Origin of the sequence: Flavobacterium amylolyticum (genome assembly GCF_048284335.1) — a bacterium.
Taxonomy (GTDB): domain Bacteria; phylum Bacteroidota; class Bacteroidia; order Flavobacteriales; family Flavobacteriaceae; genus Flavobacterium.
The window spans coordinates 880462-901417 of record NZ_JBLVPG010000001.1; the positions used below are offsets into that span (position 1 = coordinate 880462).

Here is a 20956-nt window from a genome sequence, read left to right on the forward strand (position 1 = left end):
AATTCTATTGCTTATTTTTGCACTCAATAAAATTGAATCATGATACAGAATCCAAAAAGATATACCATTACAGCGGCATTGCCGTATACGAACGGACCGATTCACATTGGCCATTTGGCGGGTGTTTACGTGCCTTCGGATATATATTCCAGATATTTAAGATTGCAGGGAAGAGACGTTTTGTTTGTTTGCGGAAGCGACGAGCACGGCGTGGCGATTTCGATGAAAGCCAAAAAAGAAGGCATTACGCCACAGGAAGTAATCGACAAATATGATGGAATTATCCGCAAATCGTTCTCTGATTTTGGAATTTCGTTTGATAATTATTCCAGAACTTCAGCTAAAATCCATCATGACACGGCTTCGGAATTTTTTAAAAAGCTGTATGCTAAAGGTGATTTTATCGAAGAAGTAACCGAGCAATTGTATGATGCGAAAGCGGATCAGTTCTTGGCGGACCGTTTCGTGGTGGGAACTTGCCCAAAATGCGGCAACGAAGAAGCCTACGGCGATCAATGCGAAAAATGTGGCTCTACATTAAACGCAACGGATTTGATTAATCCAAAATCGACCATTACAGGAGAAACTCCGATTATGAAAGCAACGAAACACTGGTTTTTACCTTTGGACCGTTATGAAGATTTCTTGAAAGAATGGATTCTCGTAGGACATAAAAATGACTGGAAACCAAATGTTTACGGACAAGTAAAATCATGGATTGACGGCGGATTGGAACCTCGCGCAGTAACTCGGGACTTGGACTGGGGAATTGATGTTCCAGTTGAAGGTGCCGAAGGAAAAAAATTATACGTGTGGTTTGATGCGCCGATTGGCTACATTTCATCTACGAAAGAATGGGCGTTGCGCGAAGGAAAAGAGTGGGAACCCTACTGGAAAGATAAAGACACTAAACTGGTTCACTTCATTGGGAAAGACAATATTGTTTTCCATTGCATCATTTTCCCTGCGATGTTGAAAGCCGAAGGAAGCTATATTTTACCGGACAATGTACCTGCAAATGAGTTTTTGAACTTGGAAGGAAATAAACTATCTACGTCTAAAAACTGGGCGGTTTGGCTGCACGAATATTTAGAAGAATTCCCAAATCAGCAAGACGTGTTGCGTTATGCGTTGACCTCAAATGCACCGGAAACCAAAGATAATGATTTTACTTGGAAGGATTTTCAGGCAAGAAACAATAATGAATTGGTGGCCATTTACGGGAATTTCATTAATCGTGTGGTGGTGCTAACCAATAAATACTACAACGGAATTGTTCCTACGCCAAATGAACTTTCGGAAGTGGACGAAGCTACCTTAACCGAATTGAAAGCGCATCCTGCTGTGATTTCAAGTTCTCTGGAGCGTTACAGATTTCGTGAAGCGTTGAGCGAGTTGATGAATGTGGCTCGTTTAGGAAATAAATATTTAGCCGATGAAGAGCCTTGGAAAGTAATCAAAGACAATCCAGTGCGTGTGCAAACACAAATGTATGTGGCGTTGCAAATTGCTGCTGCGTTGAGTTCACTTTGCGAACCGTTCTTACCCTTTACAGCTACTAAATTATCAAGAATTCTAAAAATAGAAAGTCCGTTAAACTGGGATACTGTTGCCCAAAATTCTGATTTGATTCCAGCAGGACACCAAATTGGAGAAGCAGAATTATTGTTTGCCAAAATTGAAGACGAGGAAATCCAAAAACAAATTGACAAACTAGAAGCGACTAAAACAGCGAACAAAGCCGAAAACAAAGTGGCCGAACCACAGAAAGAAGCGATTCAATTTGAAGATTTTGCCAAAATGGACATTCGTGTAGGAACGATTCTGGAAGCGGAGAAAATGCCAAAAGCGAACAAACTTTTGATTTTGAAGGTAGATACCGGAATTGATGTTCGTACGATAGTTTCAGGAATTGCAGAGAGTTTCAAACCAGAAGACATTGTTGGAAAAAGAGTAACGGTTCTAGTGAATTTGGCTCCAAGAAATCTTCGTGGCGTAGAAAGCCAGGGAATGATTTTGATGACTACAAATGCAGAAGGCAAACTGGTTTTTGTAAATCCGGATGCTGATGGTGTTGCCAATGGAGAAACTATAAATTAAATAAATCACAAGCCTTTCAAAGATTTAAATATTGAAAGGGTTCAATGTTACATTATGAGCCTAAAAGTAATTGCGTTCGATGCCGATGATACCTTATGGATCAACGAGACCTATTTTGATGAAACAGAGAAAAAATTCTGCGGTTTGATGGAAGATTATCTTTCGCATCAGGGGATTTCACAAGAACTTTTCAAAGTGGAAATCGATAATCTGAAATTATACGGTTATGGAATCAAAGGTTATATACTTTCGATGATTGAAGCAGCGATGAATATTTCGAACAATACCATTCCTATTGAAATTATTGAAAAAATCATTCAGTACGGCAAAGAATTGCTGGAAAAACCTATTGTTCTATTGGATGGTGTGGAAGAGACCTTAGAAACATTACACGGAAAATACAAATTGGTTGTAGCTACTAAAGGTGATTTATTAGATCAACGCCGAAAATTACACAATTCTGGTTTGGGACATTATTTTCACCACATAGAGGTGATGTCAGACAAACAGGAAAAAGATTATTCCGATCTGATCAAACGATTAGAAATACAACCGGAGGAATTTTTCATGATTGGTAATTCTTTAAAGTCGGATGTTTTACCCGTTTTAGCAGTTGGAGGACACGCGGTACACATTCCGTTTCACACCACTTGGGCACACGAAAAAATTGACCATAAAGTAGAACACGAAAATTTTAGTGCTTTTGAAAAAATTACTCAAGTTTTAAAACAATTGGAATAAAACAGTTGAACAGGCACTTAAATTCTATATTAACACGTCTTTTAGCTAACAATTTCCTATTCAAAGAGTCCTTTCAATACTAAAATAAAAACACAAAATTATATTAATTTTATTAAAAAACTTACAAAACCATAAGAATTAACTTGTTTAAGTTCCCGATTTACACAATTAAAACTTATTCTTACATAATTAACTGTTTGAGATTTCTTATCAAACAAAATTTTGTAAATTAGCACAAAATTTTAAAAAATAAAATCATGAAAAAAATCATACTTACGTTGGTTTTTGCTTCGGCTATGACAACTTTGAGTGCTCAAACGGAAAATGTAGAAAGCGCAAGTACAGGAAATGACTTTAATAAATGGTCTGTTGAATTAGCAGGTGGTTTAAACAAACCGATGAGACCTATGACTGCTGGATATAGAACTGCTGTTACTAGTGCTTATGTAACTGATTTAGGTGTGCGTTACATGTTCAATAACAAATTTGGTCTGAAAGCTGATTTTGGATACAACAGTTTTAAAGAAGGTGAAAATTCAATAGGATTTGATTCTCAATACTACAGAGCTGATTTACAAGCAGTAGCTAACTTAGGAAGAATCATGAGTTTTGAAACTTGGACAAACACTCTTGGTTTATTAGGTCACGCTGGTTTTGGATTAGGTTTTGGTGAATCTGATAACTTTTCAGGAACTGACAGAATGGGTAATTTTATTGCTGGTGTTACCGGTCAAATTAAATTATCTAATAGAATTGCATTGACTGGAGATTTTACAACAATTCTTAATGCTAAACAAAACCGTACTTTTGATGGTGCAAGTACAATAGGATCTCCTGGTTTCGGAGGTGTACTTTTTAATGGTACAGTAGGTTTAACGGTTTACTTAGGTAAAAACGAAAAACATGCTGACTGGGTAATCGATAACGAAGGAAGATTCAATGCAATTGATGCAAGATTCATGGCTATCGAAAATAAAATGCTTGACACTGATAAAGATGGTGTTGCAGATTATTTAGATGAAGAAGCTAACACTCCTGCAGGAGCAATGGTGGATACTAAAGGAAGATCAATTGACAAAAACAACAACAATGTTCCTGATGAAACAGAAGCTTTTATAATGAAAAATTATGCGAGCAAAACTGGCGACAGTACTGTTGTTTACGATAATGAATTGATCAAAAGTTTAATTAATGGTGGTTATGTAGCGGTTTATTTTGATTTTGATAAATCAACACCTACGAATGTTTCTACTGAAGGTACCGATTTTATCTTAACTTATTTAAGAAACAATCCTTCTGCATCTGTAGACATTACTGGTCACGCTGACGAATTAGGAAGATCTGCTTACAATGACAAATTATCGAACGCAAGAGCTGCTAATGTAAAAAACACTTTAGTAAAAGCTAATATTGATGCTTCAAGATTAAATGTAATTGGAGCAGGTGAAGATAATTCAGTTGACAAAAATTCAGAAATTGCAAGAAAATTAGTTAGAAGAGTTACTTTTACAGTAAAATAAACCTACTCTTTTTACCCTTATAAAGCCCTAAAGGAAATTTCTTTTAGGGCTTTTTTTTGGCTACTTTTTAAAAGATTACCCCTATTTGTAATTAATTGTCTTGCATGCAGCAATGAAAATGTCGTAAAATAAATTTAACATTTACAAGATTAGCTGTACTTTTGATCTATAAAAATTCCCTTATTTGAAAACGCTTTTAGATATAGAAAATTGGCCTAGAAAAGAACATTTTCATTTTTTCAGACAATTTGAAGAGCCCTTTTTTGGAGCTACAGTCGAAGTAGATTGTACCAAAGCTTATGCAGCTGCAAAAGCACTAAATTCCTCTTTTTTTAGTTATTATTTGTATAAAACATTAGTAGCGGTAAATACCATAGAACCCTTTCGATACCGAATCTTTGAAGATGCAATATATGTTTGTGACCAAATTAATGCTTCAGCTACCATTGGACGTGAAGATGGCAGCTTTGGTTTTTCTTTGATAGCATACAATCCAGATTTTACCGTTTTTGCTGTAAATACTTCTAGTGAGGTAGAACGAGTACAAAATACTCTAGGACTTTTCACTAGGACATTCGACGAGGATAATGTCATTCACTTTTCAGCAATTCCTTGGCTGGATTTTACTTCTTTATCCCATGCTCGAAGTTTTACGTTCCCTGATAGTTCTCCAAAAATCTCTTTTGGAAAAATGAAAATTGACACAAATGGAAGAAGAACAATGCCAATGTCTGTTCATGTGCATCATGGTTTAATGGACGGCTTACATGTAGGGCAATTTGTAGATTATTTTCAAGAGATTATGAATCAATAGATTAAGTTTTTTGTAACTTTACTTAAAAAGTATACTATGTTATCAAAAAATATTGAACAAGCGCTCAACAATCAGATTCGAATTGAAGCTGAGTCATCCCAAACCTACCTTTCTATGGCTTCTTGGTCAGAAACACATGGTTTAGAGGGAATTTCAAAATTTATGTATGCGCAATCTGAAGAAGAAAGAGTACACATGCTTAAATTGGTCAGATACATTAATGAAAGAGGGGGACATGCTATAGTAAGTGAATTAAAATCTCCAAAAATTAGTTACGAAACATTTAAGGAAATGTTTGAAGAGCTTTACAAACACGAACTATTTGTTTCGGAATCAATTAACGTACTAGTTGATATTTCCTTTTCTGAAAAAGATTATGCGACACATAATTTTCTACAGTGGTATGTAGCGGAACAAATCGAAGAAGAGGCTCAGGCTAAACTTATTTTAGACAAGATAAACCTTATTGGAGATGACAAAGGTGGATTGTATTTGTTTGACAGAGATATGCAACAATTAACAACAAACAACACCGCCAAATAATCAGATATTATTTAAACCATACCTTGATTTTAATCCTTTAGATATTGAGTAAGAAGAAGAAAAATAAGGATAGTAAAAAGGAGAAAAAAACAATCCTTAAAAAAGGATCTGGCAAAGAAAACCTCAAGACTGAGTGCTGTGGAAAATATAAAAAAGGAGAACAAAAGCGTTGTAAAAACTGCCCAATGTTTGATTTACGCAAAAAATAAATTTATTATTTGACTGATTTAATTTAGAGTATAAAATGGCACTTTATTATTGCATCTACTTTTATTTGAATTTGACTCAAGTAGATTGTTTTTTAAAATGAAAAAGAGGTTAGAATACTGTATTCTAACCTCTTTTTTATTTTAAAAGAATTACAATGCTGCTAGCTCTTTTATGTGTGCTTTAATTTTCACTTCAAGCTCATCCGCTAGTTCTGGATTGTCTTTGATTAACGATTTAACGGCATCACGACCTTGTCCTAATTTAGTTTCACCATAACTGAACCAAGATCCTGCTTTTTTTATAATTTCGAATTCAACAGCAAGATCTAGAATTTCTCCTGTTTTTGAAATTCCTTCCCCATACATGATGTCAAATTCAGCAATTTTAAAAGGTGGAGCGACTTTATTTTTTACCACTTTTACTTTGGTTCTGTTTCCAAGGACATTATCACCATCCTTAATTTGTGTAGAACGTCGGATATCTAGACGAACCGATGCGTAAAATTTTAGTGCATTTCCCCCAGTAGTAGTCTCTGGATTTCCAAACATCACTCCAATTTTCTCTCTTAATTGATTAATAAAGAAAACCGTACAATGTGTTTTACTAATGGTTCCTGTCAATTTACGCAATGCTTGAGACATCAGACGCGCATGAAGTCCCATTTTTGAGTCTCCCATTTCGCCTTCAATTTCACTTTTTGGTGTTAAAGCGGCAACGGAGTCAATTACAACAATATCAATTGCCCCTGAACGAATTAAGTTTTCTGCGATTTCTAAAGCTTGTTCGCCGTTATCCGGTTGGGATATGATTAGGTTTTCAATATCTACGCCTAATTTTTCTGCATAATTTCTGTCGAAAGCGTGTTCTGCATCAATAAAAGCAGCAATTCCACCCGCTTTTTGAGCCTCAGCAATCGCATGAAGTGTTAAGGTTGTTTTACCAGATGATTCCGGACCGTATATTTCAATAATTCTTCCTCTTGGATAACCACCAACTCCTAATGCCAAATCGATTCCTAAAGACCCCGAAGAAATAGTTTCAACTTCCTCAATGGCTTTATCGCCCATTTTCATTACCGTTCCTTTTCCGTAGGTTTTGTCCAGTTTGTCAAGCGTAAGTTGAAGCGCTTTTAGTTTGGATTCTTTCTCTGTACTCATCTTCTCTTTTACCTTTTCTTTCATCTATTTGTATTATTTTATAACGCTAAAAAACTGACAGGATGACTAATTACCCTAAAAATTTATTTTGTATGCTGAACATTTGTTTTGTAAAAATACTGCTTTTTTTAATTAAAATTTTCTGTTTCAAAAATATTTTAAATCTATTTTTTATTAAGAATTAAATGAATTCGGATTATTAAATAAACAACGCTTTTAATTCTGTTGCATCATGCGGATTCATTTTTCCTGCTAAAACTAAACTCAGCTGCTTGCGTCGTAAAGCGGCTTCGAAACGTTGTTTTTCCAGTTCGGTTACTGGAACAATTTGAGGCACTTCAACAGGTCTTCCGGTATCATCTACAGCTACAAAAGTATAAATCGCTTCATTGGCTTTTGTTTTGTTACCCGATTCACGGTCTTCCACCCAGATGTCAATGTATATTTCCATGGAGCTTTTGAAAGCTCTGGAAACTTTAGCTTCAACAGTCACTACGCTTCCCAACGGGATTGCTCTATTGAATGCGACATGATTTACTGATGCTGTAACTACAATTCTTCGGGAATGTCTCCTTGCGGCAATACTTGCGGCACGATCCATACGGGCTAATAATTCACCCCCAAAAAGATTATTCAAAGGGTTGGTTTCACTTGGCAAAACCAAATCAGTTAATATTGTCAAGGATTCAGAAGGGTGTTTTGGATTCATATTTTTATATAAAATGGAATTGTTATTTTGTATACTAATAGTTTTTTAGTTTAACCAATAAACGGCTAATATCGCTGGGATAAAATAGATGACAATTGTTCTGGCGCCGTCATAATCCTTTGCCATTCTTTGTCCGAAAAGCAACATTAATAAAGTCACACAAGAGAAAACGGCTCCGTAAAAACCAAATATTCTGCCGTTATTCACAAACAATTCGACACAACCTACTACACATAAAATACCCGAAATTAATTCTAAAATTAAAATATTCAGTAGTGCCAAAGGGACATTGTTTTTTAAAGGTGTTTTCGAAAAATGACCTTTTAACCAATCTACATTGTCTTTCCAATAAAATAGTTTGTCATATCCGGATTGCAAGAAAGTAATAGCCAAGAAAATTAAAATTAAAATAGAAGTAATGTTGTTCATTTTTTTATTTTTTGTGAATTAAACGGGTAAGTTTTATTGATAAATCGGTTAAAATAATTTTAGCATTTCCGTTGCGCTCTATGTGATACATCGCCTCTGAAAGTTCTTTAAAAATATCATTTATATTGTTGCCATTTACAAAAGGGGCAAAATTCTCTAGTTTAAATTTTTCCACTTGCGGCTCCATGTAAACCAGACTTGGCGTTTGGTAATTTAACAACAGTGCCTGACGGAACATATCGATACAAAAGTGTAAAAATTTTTTTTGGGTTTCCCTTCCTAGACCAGCAATTTTCTCGCTCCATAGGATCAAATCCTGAATGGCTGCCGCATTTCCTTTGGCTCTGAAAGCAGCACGAACCCAATCGACAAACCATTTTTCAAAAAAAACAGACTCACTCTCGGGCTGTAATAACTGCAATGCTTTGTTATAATTCCCTTGGGCCTGATGAGCTATTTGCAAAGCTGTTTTAGAATCGGTATTTTTAATAGAAACCAAAGCCTCCGCAATAACAGTTTCACTCAACCCATTAAAATGTAGTACTTGGCAACGGGAACGAATGGTTTGAATTATGTCTTCTTCATTTTCTGAAATCAAGATAAAAACTGTCCTGTCTGTAGGTTCTTCCAGTAGTTTCAATAATTTATTGGAAGCAGCAATATTCAATTTATCGGCCATCCAAATAATCATTACTTTGTAGCCCCCTTCATAGGATTTCAACGCCAGAGATTTCAATATTTCCTGCGCATCATCAACCCTAATTTCCCCTTGTTTGTTTTTGACACCTAACGTAAGGTACCAGTCAAAGAGACTTCCGTACGGATTTTGCTCTAAAAACTGACGCCATTCCGTGATAAAATCGATACTCTTAGGTTTAGATTTTACGTCTTCAGTACTGACCGTTGGATAAATAAAATGTAAATCGGGATGCGACGTTTTATGAAATTTGAGGTTACACGCGTCGTTTGATCCAGTATTTTCCCCATTTTGATTGCTACAAATAATATATTGTGCATACGCAATTGCCATAGGCAAGGTACCACTGCCTTCAGGACCCACAAACAATTGCGCATGTGGGATTCGGCCCAAATCAGCACTTTTTGTCAAATGACTTTTAATGTGTTCTTGTCCTAAAATTTTAGAAAATTGCATGAAGCAAAGATAGCAGAAAATGGTCTAGTCTAAAATTTTAGCGAGCAAAGTTTCGGGAGAAGTACCTTTCAAAAAGAGGAAAATACCGGCTGTATTTTTAAAATTTAAATTCTCAATTTTTAGAATAAAGCGTTATAAAGTATTAAAAAGTAACATTATTTATTAGTTTACATCGATTTCGTTACTTAAAATTTATTTTATATGAATTTCCTTAATTTATTAATAATTTAAAAGTTCTATATTTGTTACTCTTACGTGAAAAATAAACTAAAAAACATACTGATGAAAACGGTAAATGATTTCAATTTTGCTACAAAAAAAGCCATAATACGGGTTGATTTTAATGTGCCTTTGGACGAGAATTTCAATGTAACGGATGCCACGCGTATCGAGGCAGCAAAACCTACCATTGATGCCATTCTTGCTCAAGGCGGAAGTGTTATTCTGATGTCACATTTAGGCAGACCAAAAGGTATTGAAAGCAACTATTCATTAAAACACATTTTGAAAACAGCTTCAGAGGTACTAGGAGTTCCGGTTCTGTTTGCTTCTAATTGCATTGGTTCAGAAGCCAAAGAAGCTGCTGGTAAATTACAGGCTGGTGAAGTTTTATTGTTGGAAAATTTACGTTTTCATAGCGAAGAAGAAGCGGGTGATGTTACTTTCGCAAAAGAATTAGCGTCTCTTGGCGATATTTATGTAAACGATGCTTTTGGTACGGCACACAGAGCACACGCATCGACTACAATTATTGCACAATTTTTTCCAACTGATAAATGTTTCGGATTGTTATTAGCTAAAGAAATTGAGAGTTTAAACAAGGTATTGAAAAACAGCGAAAAGCCGGTAACTGCAGTTTTGGGTGGATCTAAAGTATCTTCTAAAATTACCGTTATCGAGAATATTCTGGATAAAGTAGACCACATGATTATTGGTGGCGGAATGACATTTACTTTTGTAAAAGCATTAGGCGGTAAAATTGGAGATTCTATTTGTGAAGATGATAAACAAGAATTGGCATTAGAAATATTGCGATTAGCAAAAGAAAAAGGAGTTCAAATACACATCCCTGTTGATGTTATAGCCGCGAATGCTTTTTCTAATAATGCCGAAACTCAAATTGTTGATGTGAAAGCAATTCCTGATGGATGGCAAGGTTTGGATGCGGGTCCAAAATCATTAGAAAACTTCAAAAAAGTAATCATGGAATCCAAAACCATTCTTTGGAACGGACCATTGGGTGTTTTTGAAATGGAAAATTTTGCAAACGGTACAATTGCTTTAGGTAACTTTATTGCTGAGTCAACTGCAAAAGGGGCATTCTCTCTTGTGGGCGGAGGCGATTCAGTAGCTGCGGTAAAACAATTTGGACTCGAAGATAAAGTGAGTTATGTTTCTACCGGTGGTGGAGCAATGCTAGAAATGCTAGAAGGAAGGGTTTTGCCTGGAATTGCAGCTATTTTAGACTAAAACAGATAGTGTCATTAAAAATAAATGCTTTTTGAAATACAATTCAAATTCAAATCAAGCATACATCGAATGAAACTTCAATACCTCAGTGATAAACTATTTATTGCTGAGGTATTTTGGTTTAAAAAAATTCTCTTTATAAAATGCTTCATTGTAAAATCAGTTGGAAATCGCATATAAATGATACAAAAATTACATTTTTAACAATATTTAAAGAAATTTTTAGTTTTAACCTATTATGTTTGTAAAAATAAAATTTGTAATCATTTGAAATATAGGTCTTTGATCGTAAAAATATGAATATAAAAAATACCACACTCTCGCTTATCTTATTGTTATCCCTACAATTATTTTCACAGGAAGGTTTTGAAAATAAGGAAATAACACCATTAGAAACAAAATTATCCTATTTAGATTCCATCAAGAAAACTTTTATAAAAGACGATTTAGCGTCTTGTGTGGATAGTTTATGGATGAAGGAATTAACGAATTTAGAATTATACAATTCACTCTCGGAAGACATTCAGAATGTCAACATCGATGAAAAAATAGAGTACGAGTTGTCCACTGAACTTCTTAAAGAAAGATTGGCGGCTATGGATGCCAAATCTCCTTTCAATATCGAATACAATCAAGGACTAGAAAACATTATTAAATCATTTTTGAAGAACAGAAAAAAATCTTTTGAACGATTGATGGCTGTTTCAGAGTATTATTTTCCCGTATTTGAAGAAGCCTTGGCCAAACAAAATGTCCCCTTAGAAATAAAATATTTAGCCGTAGTGGAATCTGCTTTAAACCCGAAGGCAGTTTCTAAAATGGGTGCTACCGGACTTTGGCAGTTTATGTATCAAACCGGAAAACAATATGGCTTGAAAATTGATTCGTATGTTGACGAGCGAAGCGATCCTTTAAAAGCAAGTGAAGCCGCAGCCCATTACATGACAAACATGTACCGAATATTTGGCGATTGGGACTTGGTTCTTGCTTCTTATAACTCAGGTCCTGGAAATGTCTCCAAAGCTATCAGACGTTCTGGGGGGCAACAAAATTATTGGAACATTAGAAAAAATCTACCTAAAGAAACACAAGGATATGTTCCGGCGTTCTTAGCGACTATGTATATTTATGAATACCATAAAGAACACGGCATTGTTCCTAACAAGGCAACGATCAAACACTTTGCCACGGATACCATACTGATTAGGAAGCAAATGTCATTCAAACAAATTTCTGATTTGCTCGATGTTCCCGTAGTCCAATTACAAATTTTAAATCCTTCCTATAAGCTAAATATGGTGCCTTTTTATCATGATGAAAATCATTATCTGAGATTACCTCAAGAAAAAATTGCTATTTTCGCTTCTAATGAAGATCAAATTTATGCATATATCCAACAGGAATCAGACCAACGCGAAAGACCATTTCATGCAGCCAAAGCGGTAGTAATAAAAGACACTGCTGCTGACCGCTCCCATCGAGTTACAAGTGCTACAACATTCTATTACAAAGTAAAACGCGGAGATAATTTAACCGCTGTCGCTAATAAGTATAATGTTTCTATTTCGGAAATAAAAAAATGGAATGCTCTCAAGAGTACTACTCTTACGTATGGCAAAAACTTAAAAATTATTACTGGCAAAACAGGAGTAAGATCTACTGATACAGAATCTAAAACAGATTATGTTGCTACGCAGAGTATCTCAAAAAGTCAAAACATAGTTGCTTCGGACACTAAAGTAAATATGGAAGAAAAAATAAATAATAATTCTACGGCATTATCAACGAATACTTCGATACTTTATGAGGTTCAAAAAGGAGATAATTTAAGTAGTATTGCCAAAAAATATAATGTGACAGTTGCTGCAATTCAAGAATGGAATGGGCTTTCAAATGATACTGTTCAATTTGGAACTTCTTTACAAATTGCAAAAAAAGAGATGGATGCTAGAGGAGAACGGACGTCAAATCCAGAACGAAAAGACCTTGAATATGTAGTTATGAAAGGAGACAATCTAGGAAATATTGCCAGTAAATTTGGCACTTCACAAGCTGATTTAAAACAATGGAATAATTTTTCAAATAACACGATCACAATTGGAAAAACACTAATCGTTGCCAAAGACGAAATTGCAATTCTCACCGATAAAGCAACGGCTAATTCCTTCAGGAGCACATCAAATAGCACATCTACATCTAAAAAAATAAGTGTCCAATATTATGTAAAAAAAGGAGACTCTTTATTTAGTATTGCCAAAAAACATCCTGGAGTAACCATTTCTGACTTAAAAAAATGGAACGGTATTCGCAGTGAAGATATCAAACCCGGAATGAAGTTAAAAATAAACGGATAATAGAATAAACTTCTATAAATTTGGGTTTTATTTTATAATAAAATCGCAATGAATAAAGCCCATTTTTTATTTCTTTTTATTTCTCTGCTGTTGTTTTCCTGTAAAAAAGAAAATGACCATCTGCCTCGTAAAACAACGGGGAAAATCAATACGATTTCGGTTATTATTGATGACCAGTTATGGAATGGAGATATTGGAGACAGCATTCGAAATAAGTTTGCCTCGCCAGTAATTGGTTTGCCACAAGAAGAACCTTTATTCAACATCAATCAATATCCCGTCAAACTTTTAGAAGGCTTTATGACAGATACCCGCGCCATAATTGTGGTGAAGAAAGCTGAAGAAAACAAATTCGAAATCCGGAAAAACCAATACGCATCCCCTCAAAATGTATTTCATATTTCTGGCAAAACAGGAGCAGATATTATTGCCTGTATTGAAAAAAATGCCGCGCAAATGATTCAGCTAATAAAAGAGACTGAAATAGCCGAGAGTCAAAGAATAAATACTCAATCGTTAATAGATCCTAAAATAATAGCCAATAAGTTTCATGTTACTTTACAAATACCTTCCGGTTATGCGTATGTCCTTCAAAAAAGTAATTTTTTGTGGTTAAAAAAGGAAATCATTGGTGGGAATACTAGTCTTTTAATTTATCAAGTCCCATTAAACACAATCAAAAAAGAAGCCGATTTAAGTACTAGTATTATTAAAATGCGGGATTCTATAGGAAAATTATTTATTAGCGGAAAAGAACCTGACACCAATATGATTACTGAAGAGGCCTATGCACCCTATCTCTTTAAGATTAATCTGGATGGGAAAGAAACCTTTGAAACTAAAGGAACCTGGGAACTCAACAATGATTTTATGTCCGGACCTTTTATCAATTACGCCATTGTTGATCCGGAGTATAACCGAATTTTAGTCTTAGAGGGTTTTTGTTATGCACCGTCAAAAGAAAAACGAGATTTAATGCACGAATTAGAATCCATCATAAAATCAGTGATTGTTTTAAGAAGATAATCTTTTATTTGCTTTATTTGCATTCTATAACAAATATAAGACAAACAACATGGAATTAGACTGGAAAATTAAATCGTTTGATACTCTCTCCGTTCATGAACTTTACGATTTACTCCGTTTAAGAAGCGAAATTTTCGTGGTGGAACAAAACTGTGTTTATCTTGATCTAGATGGAAAAGACAAAGTAGCCCTGCATCTCTTTGGTGAATTTGAAGGTGAAATAGTAGCGCATGCCAGACTTTTCAAACCTGGCATAAGTTTTGAAAATGCTTCTATTGGTAGAGTTACTGTTGCTGCACATTACCGTGACAGAAAATGGGGACATGATTTAATGCGAGAAGCTGTTGCTGGTGTTTTACTGCATTTTGGTGAAAATAAAATTACTATTGGAGCTCAGTTATACCTTAAAAAATTCTACCAAAGTCATGGATTTGTACAAACCAGTGAAATGTATTTGGAAGATGATATTCCGCATATTGAAATGAAAAAGAATAACTAAATCTTTAAGATTACAAATTCAACCCTACGATCTAGGGCATCTCCCTGCCCTAAAGGGAATTTATTTCCGTTTCCCATATAATGCATTCGAAGACTGTTTATTCCATTACTCATCAAATATTTGTAAACATTTTTAGCGCGATTAACAGAAAGTTTTCGCTCACGAGTATCCTTATCGATAGCGTCAGAGTAATCACTAGGCGTACAGCAAACATGGCCTCTAATTTCAAATTCCAGTGTCTTTTGTTTTTGCAGAAGCAATACAATTTTATCTAACTCTTTTTTAGACTGTTCTGTTATTTTACTACTCCCCAATGGAAAGAAAATATTTTCCAGATAGATGCGATCCCCTACTTTATGATTTTCCTTGAATGAATTGTAGATCCCATTGCCAAAACTATTTTTCCTAACGATAAATAAATCAACTCGTCTGTTTTTAGAACGGGACTCCTCTATATTTACTAGCTCATCTTTTTTCAAAATTACACGACCTTTCCCTTCGATAATAACAATTTTATTTTTGTTAAAACCATTTGCAGTAAGAATATTTTGAACAGTTATCACCCTGTTTTTTGATAATTCATAATTATAATCGTTGTTCCCTCTATCATCGCAGTAGCCATAAATTTGTATCGATTCCACTTTGGTAGAATCTGTATTTTTTATGAAATTAACAATGGTTTGAAGCTGATTCATATCAAGCGAATGCTTATCAAATTCAAAAAAAACCGTTTCCACCGGCCTACCCTGAGCAAATGAATAAGCCCAAAAAAGAAACAGTAGTATCTGGACTAATTTTTTCATTATATCTTTAAGATGGTCTTATATTCTGAGCTATTGCTCAAAATGATTATAGCTCTCTTAATTTCTACATTGTTTTTGATGTAATACTGATACAGCCCTTCTTGATATTGGTATCTCTTAATGATTTCATCCACCATCAGATTCTTGATTTCTTTTTGATTCTTATCCAATAATGCATTTTCACTTTTTTGAAGCGCGACAAGTAACTGTTCATACTCTACCAGAATAGATTCGTCTAGTTTTTCTTTTTTGGCTACAGCCAAAGTGTTTTTCAAAGCCAATTCTGTTTCGGTATCAAAAGAAAATTTTTGCATTTTTAAAAACTGCTTAAAATCCAAATAATCTGAATCTGAAATGGTGGGAATGCGATTGCCTAGAGATGGGTTTTTATAATAATAGCTTGTAACATAATTAAAAATTCCATCATTCCGTAATAAAGCTTTGGCTATTGGGCTTGATTTAGTTTCCTCAAGTTCTACATCAGGCTGAATTCCGCCGCCGTCATAGACCGTTCTTCCCTTCCGAGTTTTAAAACTATTATAATTTTTTTCTGCTGTTTTCAGCGCTATTCCATTTTTGTCTTTCCGAGAATAATCCAAAGCTTGAATACATCTCCCAGATGGCGTATAATATCTGGATATTGTAACTTTTAACTGCGTCCCATAAGTTAAATCGACCGGTCTTTGTACCAAACCTTTTCCAAAACTGCGACTACCCAAAACTACTGCTCGATCTAAATCCTGCAAGGCACCGGCCACAATTTCTGATGCTGAAGCACTGCGATAGTTAACAATTATCACCAAAGGAATTTGAGTGTCTATTGGATCTTTATTCGTTTTATAAGTACTGTTGTGTTTCTCTATTTTTGATTTTGTAGTCACAATCACCTCATTTTTAGGAACAAAAAGATTGCAGATGTTGACCGCTTCATTCAAAAGACCTCCCGGATTATCTCTTAAATCTAATATAATTCGTTCTGCACCATCTTTTTTAAGTTGTTCTAAAGCTTCTTTCGTTTCCAAAGAGGCTTTTTTATTAAAATGAGACAAAACGATATAACCGGTTTTATCATCAATTTTTGCAAAAAATGGAACTGATTTTATTTCTACTTCATCTAGAATGATTTGAGTATTGTTTTCTTTTCCTTGCCGGAGGTACTTGATAGCGATTTTAGTGTTTTTTACCCCTTTGAAGAGTTGAGAAGCTTCATCCTTGAAATCAGATAACATGACATCCCCCACCTGAATAATCTCATCCCCAGGCTTTAAACCCGCTTTATCAGCAGGAAAATTTTTATACGCTTCTTTAACTATTAATTTATCTTCTTGCCTGGTGAGTAAGGCCCCAATTCCAGTATATTCCCCAGTATTGTTTATCCTAAACCGCACCACATCCTGTTCATTAAAATAAACGGTATACGGATCTAAGCTCGCCAGCATCCCCTTAATGGCCTTATCCATTAACTCCCCCGGATTTGTTTCATCGACATAATTTCTATTCAGTTCTTTGAAAAGTGTTGTGAATATTTCAATTTGCTTTGCGATTTCAAAAAAATCGTCTTTGAAGCTGGTTCCAATAAACAAAAATGCCGAAGCGACAACGGGAACTATGAATTTTTTTTGGATACCGTTCATGAATTTAATTAACTTAATTTGAGGGTACTAAAATAACAATTAATCCCCAAATAATTATGCAGCTCAGAATTTTACGGAACTTTGTTATTTAGAAGCTGTCAAATGTTTAAATTTCAGAAATAGAATCGCTTTCTGACACTGGTTTTCTGAGATTTTGTGCAATAAACTTCTCAAACAATTGAATGGTTTTAGTATTAATTTCGGCATAGGTCAGCCGGTCTTTAGTTTGGTAAAAAAACATAAAGGAATACGGCTGGTCCAGATTGTCAATTAAAAGATGTTTATTAAGACGGTAAGTCTCGCGGAGTACCCGTTTGAAATAATTGCGGTCTACAGCTTTCTTGAAGTTCTTTTTGGAAACAGAAACGCCCATCTTAATTTTTTCGCTTTCGCCAAAAGAACCTGATTTATATACCAATCGCAACGGATATTTAGCTACTGATTTCCCTTCGGTAAATAACAACCCAATGGTTATTTTGCTTTTAAGCTTTTCGGTTTTGGGGTATTTGAAATTCATTTTATAAAAAAAAGAGGTGGATTTTGATTGGCAAAGTTACGATTAAACGTTGTCACAGTATATTGTTTCGGATTTAAATACGGCTAAAAATATATTTCTTACTTTTGTGCCAAATTTTAAAGCATGCAAAAACTGATTTCGTATCCCATTTCCGTAATTTATTATTTATGTTTCGGTCTAACATTGGTTATTTTTCATCCAATACAGTGGGTTTGCTTCCATGTTTTTGGCTATCAAGCCCATAAAAAAAGTGTCGATTATTTGAATTTTTTCTTGTTGAAATGCACCCATTTATTGGGAACAACTTACAAATTTGAAAATATAGAAAGTATCCCAAAAAATGTTCCTCTTATTTTTGTGTCCAATCATCAAAGTCTGTACGATATTATTGCTATGATTTGGTTTTTTCGCCGATTTCATTGTAAATTTGTCAGTAAAAAAGAATTAGGAAAAGGCATACCAAGTGTGTCTTTTAATTTACGTCATGGTGGTTCTGTTCTTATCGATCGTAAAGACCCTAAGCAAGCCATTCCGGCCATCAAAGGATTGTCAGAATATATTGAAAAAAATAACCGTTCCGCAGTTATTTTTCCGGAAGGAACACGTAGCAAGACCGGCACGCCAAAAGAGTTTGCACAAAGCGGGTTGAAAATTTTATGTAAATATGCGCCATCTGCCTACATAGTTCCAGTAAGCATAAACAATTCTTGGAAAATAGTTAAATACGGGTTTTTCCCTTTAGGTTTAGGAAATCGCCTTACCTTTGTAGTACATAAACCCTTAGCGGTTAAAGAGTATGATTTTGCTGATCTGATAGAGATAACAGAAAAAGCAGTTGTTCAAGGAATAAAAATTTAATTTATATATAATGTCAATAAAAAACATTCGATTAGAAGTAATGCAGTTTTTAGAAAAAAACGTAGACAGCTTTGTCGATCAGTATCTAATTCCTGTTGAAAAAATATGGCAGCCAACGGATTTTTTGCCCAATTCTCAAAGCGATACTTTTTTTGACGAAGTCAAAGAATTGCGTGAAATTGCAAAAGAATTACCATACGATTTCTGGGTAACTTTAGTAGGTGATACTATTACTGAGGAAGCTTTACCAACGTACGAATCCTGGTTAATGGATGTAGAGGGAATTGATAATGTAGAGCGAAACGGTTGGTCCAGATGGATCCGACAATGGACTGGTGAGGAAAATCGTCATGGTGACATGCTCAACAAATATTTGTATTTGTCAGGTCGCGTAAACATGCGTGAGGTAGAAATGACCACGCAACACCTAATCAACGATGGTTTTGACATAGGAACCGGAAGAGACCCTTATAAAAACTTTGTGTATACTAGTTTTCAAGAGTTAGCAACCTATGTTTCCCACAACAGAGTGGCACAAATGGCTAAGAAATATGGCGATAACAAATTATCTAAAATGTGTAAAATGATTGCTGGAGACGAAATGCGTCATCACCATGCTTACAGCGAATTTGTAACCCGTATTTTTCAATTAGACCCTAGCGAAATGATGCTTGCGTTTCAATACATGATGAAAGCTAAAATCGTTATGCCGGCACATTTCTTAAGAGAATCTGGGGAAAAAATAAGTACTGCTTTCGAGCAGTTTTCTGATTCAGCGCAACGAATTGGGGTATATACTGCCGCGGATTATGTAGATATTATGCAAAAATTAATTGACAAATGGGAAATTGACAAAATTTCCGGTTTGACAGATGAAGCAGAAAAAGCCCGGGATTACTTAATGAAATTACCCGGAAGAATGGCTAAAATTTCAGAAAGAATGGTTATCCCTCAAGAGTCGCATATCTTCAAATGGGTGGAGCCCGCTTTGATAAGATAATTTTTTTGAATTCTAAATAAAGAATGAAGATGTTGGATTTTGAAGTTGGAGAACTTTGAAATTCAACATTTTTTTTAAAATATAATAAACAATGATAAACCCTGATTTAATAGACAAAACGATTCTTTTTGTAAAAGAAAAATTAGAAAATGCCGAAGGCGGACACGACTGGTTCCATATCGAAAGAGTGTTTAAAAATGCTGTTCTGATTTCAAAAAATGAAGTTTGTGATGTCACTGTTGTCAAACTTGGGGCTTTGCTTCATGATATTGCCGATAGTAAGTTTCACGACGGCGATGAAACCGTTGGCCCAAGAATTGCCCGAGAATTTTTAGAATCAGAAAATGTTGATGAGGAGATTATCACGCACGTGGTGAATATCATTGAAAATATCTCCTACAAAGGCGGTAATTTCGAAAAGAAATTCTCATCCATAGAATTGGATGTAGTACAGGATGCAGACCGTTTAGATGCGATTGGCGCCATTGGAATTGCCAGAACATTCAATTATGGCGGATTTAAAAATAGAGCGCTATACGACCCTAATATCGCCCCAAATTCCAGTATGACAAAGGAAGAATACAAAAAGAATGATTCCCCAACGCTCAATCATTTTTACGAAAAGTTATTACTCTTAAAAGATAAGATGAATACCCAGACCGGAAAACAAATTGCACAAGAAAGACACCGTTACATGGAAGGATTTCTGGCGCAGTTTTATGCGGAATGGGAAGGGGAGAAGTAAGTTAGCAGTGTTCAGTTTTTAGTATTCAGTTTATTGAAGTTTAAATAGAACTACTATACTCCAAAAAAATCGATTTCAGTCTTGTTTTAAACATAAATCATGAACTGATCACTAAATTCTGATCACTGACCACTAATTTTAAATCCCTTTCGCTTTCATTTCCAGAATCACATCCGAAGCGTTTTTAAAAGTCGGTGCTTGTTCAATAATAGTTCCTACTCTTTTTTTATTGAGTTTAAAAGTAATGTCATTCTCGGTTGTAAACAACAAAGCGGTCAAAAAAGGGTTGTTCATATACGGAGCCAATATAATAAAAGCTTCGTCAAGCGTATGGAAACTTTCAATTTCTTCAGTTTTGTAACGCGACGTAACCGAAAGGCTAAATACGTCATTCTCCAGTAAAACGGGACGCACATAAATATTTTTTAGTTCCGTATCACCAATGGTTTTGGCAAGTGTTAATTTGGCGTAGGTATGGTTTTCGATACTTTCTTTTACCTTTTCCCAGAAAAGTACAAATACAGGTTGGAAGGACATAAATTTAATTTTAAATGGTGTATTATATTCCCAAACGGGTCTGCAAAATTAAGTGTTGTAAAGCAAACAATCCGTTTTTGAGGAAAAATTATTTAAACAAGGAATCACTTGTAAACTAAAAAGAGAACCAACATGGC

The 20956-nt window shown here is 34.9% G+C and carries 21 protein-coding genes; 13 read left to right on the forward strand and 8 right to left on the reverse strand.

The window, feature by feature from the left end:
* Positions 1-39: 39 nt before the first annotated feature.
* The 6 genes from metG to ACNQF9_RS03955 all read left to right on the forward strand — a co-directional run bounded on the left by metG (position 40) and on the right by ACNQF9_RS03955 (position 5927).
* Entirely contained in the window at positions 40-2100 is a 2061-nt protein-coding gene (gene metG, locus ACNQF9_RS03930) for a methionine--tRNA ligase (RefSeq protein WP_417958941.1), read from the forward strand.
* 54 nt (positions 2101-2154) lie between these two features.
* Positions 2155-2841 carry an HAD family hydrolase gene (locus ACNQF9_RS03935; protein ID WP_417958942.1) on the forward strand — a complete coding sequence of 229 codons (687 nt, stop codon included), beginning with the start codon at positions 2155-2157 and terminating at the stop codon, positions 2839-2841.
* Positions 2842-3098: 257 nt separating this feature from the next.
* A complete protein-coding gene (locus tag ACNQF9_RS03940) occupies positions 3099-4361 on the forward strand; it encodes an OmpA family protein (RefSeq protein ID WP_417958943.1) in 1263 nt (420 codons plus the stop codon).
* Positions 4362-4545: 184 nt separating this feature from the next.
* Entirely contained in the window at positions 4546-5175 is a 630-nt protein-coding gene (locus tag ACNQF9_RS03945) for a CatA-like O-acetyltransferase (RefSeq protein ID WP_417958944.1), read from the forward strand.
* A 36-nt stretch (positions 5176-5211) separates the two neighbouring features.
* Positions 5212-5718: a ferritin gene (locus ACNQF9_RS03950; protein WP_417958945.1), complete on the forward strand. Its 507-nt coding sequence runs from the start codon at positions 5212-5214 to the stop codon at positions 5716-5718.
* Between the two features lie 44 nt (positions 5719-5762).
* Positions 5763-5927 (forward strand): hypothetical protein, encoded by a 165-nt coding sequence (locus tag ACNQF9_RS03955; RefSeq protein WP_417958946.1) that lies wholly within the window; start codon positions 5763-5765, stop codon positions 5925-5927.
* Between the two features lie 150 nt (positions 5928-6077).
* Here ACNQF9_RS03955 and recA read toward each other — a convergent pair whose 3' ends face one another.
* From recA to ACNQF9_RS03975, 4 genes are all read right to left on the reverse strand, one after another.
* Positions 6078-7085: a recombinase RecA gene (recA, locus tag ACNQF9_RS03960; RefSeq protein ID WP_417959398.1), complete on the reverse strand. Its 1008-nt coding sequence runs from the start codon at positions 7083-7085 to the stop codon at positions 6078-6080.
* Positions 7086-7284: 199 nt separating this feature from the next.
* A complete protein-coding gene (locus tag ACNQF9_RS03965) occupies positions 7285-7794 on the reverse strand; it encodes an acyl-CoA thioesterase (RefSeq protein WP_417958947.1) in 510 nt (169 codons plus the stop codon).
* Between the two features lie 45 nt (positions 7795-7839).
* Positions 7840-8223, reverse strand: coding sequence for a DoxX family membrane protein (locus ACNQF9_RS03970; protein ID WP_417958948.1), 384 nt, complete (start codon positions 8221-8223; stop codon positions 7840-7842).
* Between the two features lie 4 nt (positions 8224-8227).
* Positions 8228-9376 carry a DNA polymerase III subunit gene (locus ACNQF9_RS03975; RefSeq protein WP_417958949.1) on the reverse strand — a complete coding sequence of 383 codons (1149 nt, stop codon included), beginning with the start codon at positions 9374-9376 and terminating at the stop codon, positions 8228-8230.
* A 282-nt stretch (positions 9377-9658) separates the two neighbouring features.
* On the opposite strand from ACNQF9_RS03975, the gene ACNQF9_RS03980 reads away from it, so the two are divergent.
* The 4 genes from ACNQF9_RS03980 to ACNQF9_RS03995 all read left to right on the forward strand — a co-directional run bounded on the left by ACNQF9_RS03980 (position 9659) and on the right by ACNQF9_RS03995 (position 14725).
* Positions 9659-10846 (forward strand): phosphoglycerate kinase, encoded by a 1188-nt coding sequence (locus ACNQF9_RS03980; protein WP_417958950.1) that lies wholly within the window; start codon positions 9659-9661, stop codon positions 10844-10846.
* A gap of 296 nt (positions 10847-11142) precedes the next feature.
* Positions 11143-13200 carry a LysM peptidoglycan-binding domain-containing protein gene (locus tag ACNQF9_RS03985; RefSeq protein WP_417958951.1) on the forward strand — a complete coding sequence of 686 codons (2058 nt, stop codon included), beginning with the start codon at positions 11143-11145 and terminating at the stop codon, positions 13198-13200.
* Between the two features lie 48 nt (positions 13201-13248).
* A complete protein-coding gene (locus tag ACNQF9_RS03990) occupies positions 13249-14226 on the forward strand; it encodes a DUF4837 family protein (RefSeq protein ID WP_417958952.1) in 978 nt (325 codons plus the stop codon).
* Positions 14227-14275: 49 nt separating this feature from the next.
* Positions 14276-14725 (forward strand): GNAT family N-acetyltransferase, encoded by a 450-nt coding sequence (locus ACNQF9_RS03995; protein ID WP_417958953.1) that lies wholly within the window; start codon positions 14276-14278, stop codon positions 14723-14725.
* Here ACNQF9_RS03995 and ACNQF9_RS04000 read toward each other — a convergent pair.
* The 3 genes from ACNQF9_RS04000 to rnpA form a co-directional block, all read right to left on the reverse strand.
* Positions 14722-15528 carry an OmpA family protein gene (locus ACNQF9_RS04000; RefSeq protein ID WP_417958954.1) on the reverse strand — a complete coding sequence of 269 codons (807 nt, stop codon included), beginning with the start codon at positions 15526-15528 and terminating at the stop codon, positions 14722-14724. The genes ACNQF9_RS03995 and ACNQF9_RS04000 overlap by 4 nt on opposite strands.
* Positions 15528-17162 (reverse strand): S41 family peptidase, encoded by a 1635-nt coding sequence (locus ACNQF9_RS04005; RefSeq protein ID WP_417958955.1) that lies wholly within the window; start codon positions 17160-17162, stop codon positions 15528-15530. Before ACNQF9_RS04005 ends, ACNQF9_RS04000 begins: the two co-directional genes overlap by 1 nt.
* Before the next feature lie 106 nt (positions 17163-17268).
* Complete coding sequence (rnpA, locus tag ACNQF9_RS04010; protein WP_417958956.1) at positions 17269-17679, reverse strand: ribonuclease P protein component; 411 nt, start codon at positions 17677-17679, stop codon at positions 17269-17271.
* A gap of 123 nt (positions 17680-17802) precedes the next feature.
* Here rnpA and ACNQF9_RS04015 point away from each other — a divergent pair, with 123 nt between their 5' ends.
* From ACNQF9_RS04015 to ACNQF9_RS04025, 3 genes are all read left to right on the forward strand, one after another.
* Positions 17803-18537 carry a lysophospholipid acyltransferase family protein gene (locus tag ACNQF9_RS04015; protein ID WP_417958957.1) on the forward strand — a complete coding sequence of 245 codons (735 nt, stop codon included), beginning with the start codon at positions 17803-17805 and terminating at the stop codon, positions 18535-18537.
* A gap of 10 nt (positions 18538-18547) precedes the next feature.
* Positions 18548-19537 (forward strand): acyl-ACP desaturase, encoded by a 990-nt coding sequence (locus ACNQF9_RS04020; protein WP_417958958.1) that lies wholly within the window; start codon positions 18548-18550, stop codon positions 19535-19537.
* A gap of 91 nt (positions 19538-19628) precedes the next feature.
* Positions 19629-20282, forward strand: coding sequence for an HD domain-containing protein (locus tag ACNQF9_RS04025; RefSeq protein WP_417958959.1), 654 nt, complete (start codon positions 19629-19631; stop codon positions 20280-20282).
* 138 nt (positions 20283-20420) lie between these two features.
* On the opposite strand, the gene ACNQF9_RS04030 is transcribed toward ACNQF9_RS04025, so the two are convergent.
* Complete coding sequence (locus ACNQF9_RS04030; RefSeq protein ID WP_417958960.1) at positions 20421-20819, reverse strand: hypothetical protein; 399 nt, start codon at positions 20817-20819, stop codon at positions 20421-20423.
* Positions 20820-20956 lie beyond the last annotated feature (137 nt).

Excerpts from the sequence above, each read along its gene's own strand:
- metG (WP_417958941.1), top strand. The coding sequence starts at position 40 with ATGATACAGAATCCAAAAAGATATACCATTACAGCGGCATTGCCGTAT.
- ACNQF9_RS03935 (WP_417958942.1), top strand. The coding sequence starts at position 2,155 with ATGAGCCTAAAAGTAATTGCGTTCGATGCCGATGATACCTTATGGATC.
- ACNQF9_RS03940 (WP_417958943.1), top strand. The coding sequence starts at position 3,099 with ATGAAAAAAATCATACTTACGTTGGTTTTTGCTTCGGCTATGACAACT.
- ACNQF9_RS03950 (WP_417958945.1), top strand. The coding sequence starts at position 5,212 with ATGTTATCAAAAAATATTGAACAAGCGCTCAACAATCAGATTCGAATT.
- recA (WP_417959398.1), bottom strand. The coding sequence starts at position 7,085 with ATGAGTACAGAGAAAGAATCCAAACTAAAAGCGCTTCAACTTACGCTT.
- ACNQF9_RS03965 (WP_417958947.1), bottom strand. The coding sequence starts at position 7,794 with ATGAATCCAAAACACCCTTCTGAATCCTTGACAATATTAACTGATTTG.
- ACNQF9_RS03970 (WP_417958948.1), bottom strand. The coding sequence starts at position 8,223 with ATGAACAACATTACTTCTATTTTAATTTTAATTTTCTTGGCTATTACT.
- ACNQF9_RS03975 (WP_417958949.1), bottom strand. The coding sequence starts at position 9,376 with ATGCAATTTTCTAAAATTTTAGGACAAGAACACATTAAAAGTCATTTG.
- ACNQF9_RS03980 (WP_417958950.1), top strand. The coding sequence starts at position 9,659 with ATGAAAACGGTAAATGATTTCAATTTTGCTACAAAAAAAGCCATAATA.
- ACNQF9_RS03985 (WP_417958951.1), top strand. The coding sequence starts at position 11,143 with ATGAATATAAAAAATACCACACTCTCGCTTATCTTATTGTTATCCCTA.
- ACNQF9_RS03990 (WP_417958952.1), top strand. The coding sequence starts at position 13,249 with ATGAATAAAGCCCATTTTTTATTTCTTTTTATTTCTCTGCTGTTGTTT.
- ACNQF9_RS03995 (WP_417958953.1), top strand. The coding sequence starts at position 14,276 with ATGGAATTAGACTGGAAAATTAAATCGTTTGATACTCTCTCCGTTCAT.
- ACNQF9_RS04000 (WP_417958954.1), bottom strand. The coding sequence starts at position 15,528 with ATGAAAAAATTAGTCCAGATACTACTGTTTCTTTTTTGGGCTTATTCA.
- ACNQF9_RS04005 (WP_417958955.1), bottom strand. The coding sequence starts at position 17,162 with ATGAACGGTATCCAAAAAAAATTCATAGTTCCCGTTGTCGCTTCGGCA.
- rnpA (WP_417958956.1), bottom strand. The coding sequence starts at position 17,679 with ATGAATTTCAAATACCCCAAAACCGAAAAGCTTAAAAGCAAAATAACC.
- ACNQF9_RS04015 (WP_417958957.1), top strand. The coding sequence starts at position 17,803 with ATGCAAAAACTGATTTCGTATCCCATTTCCGTAATTTATTATTTATGT.
- ACNQF9_RS04020 (WP_417958958.1), top strand. The coding sequence starts at position 18,548 with ATGTCAATAAAAAACATTCGATTAGAAGTAATGCAGTTTTTAGAAAAA.
- ACNQF9_RS04025 (WP_417958959.1), top strand. The coding sequence starts at position 19,629 with ATGATAAACCCTGATTTAATAGACAAAACGATTCTTTTTGTAAAAGAA.
- ACNQF9_RS04030 (WP_417958960.1), bottom strand. The coding sequence starts at position 20,819 with ATGTCCTTCCAACCTGTATTTGTACTTTTCTGGGAAAAGGTAAAAGAA.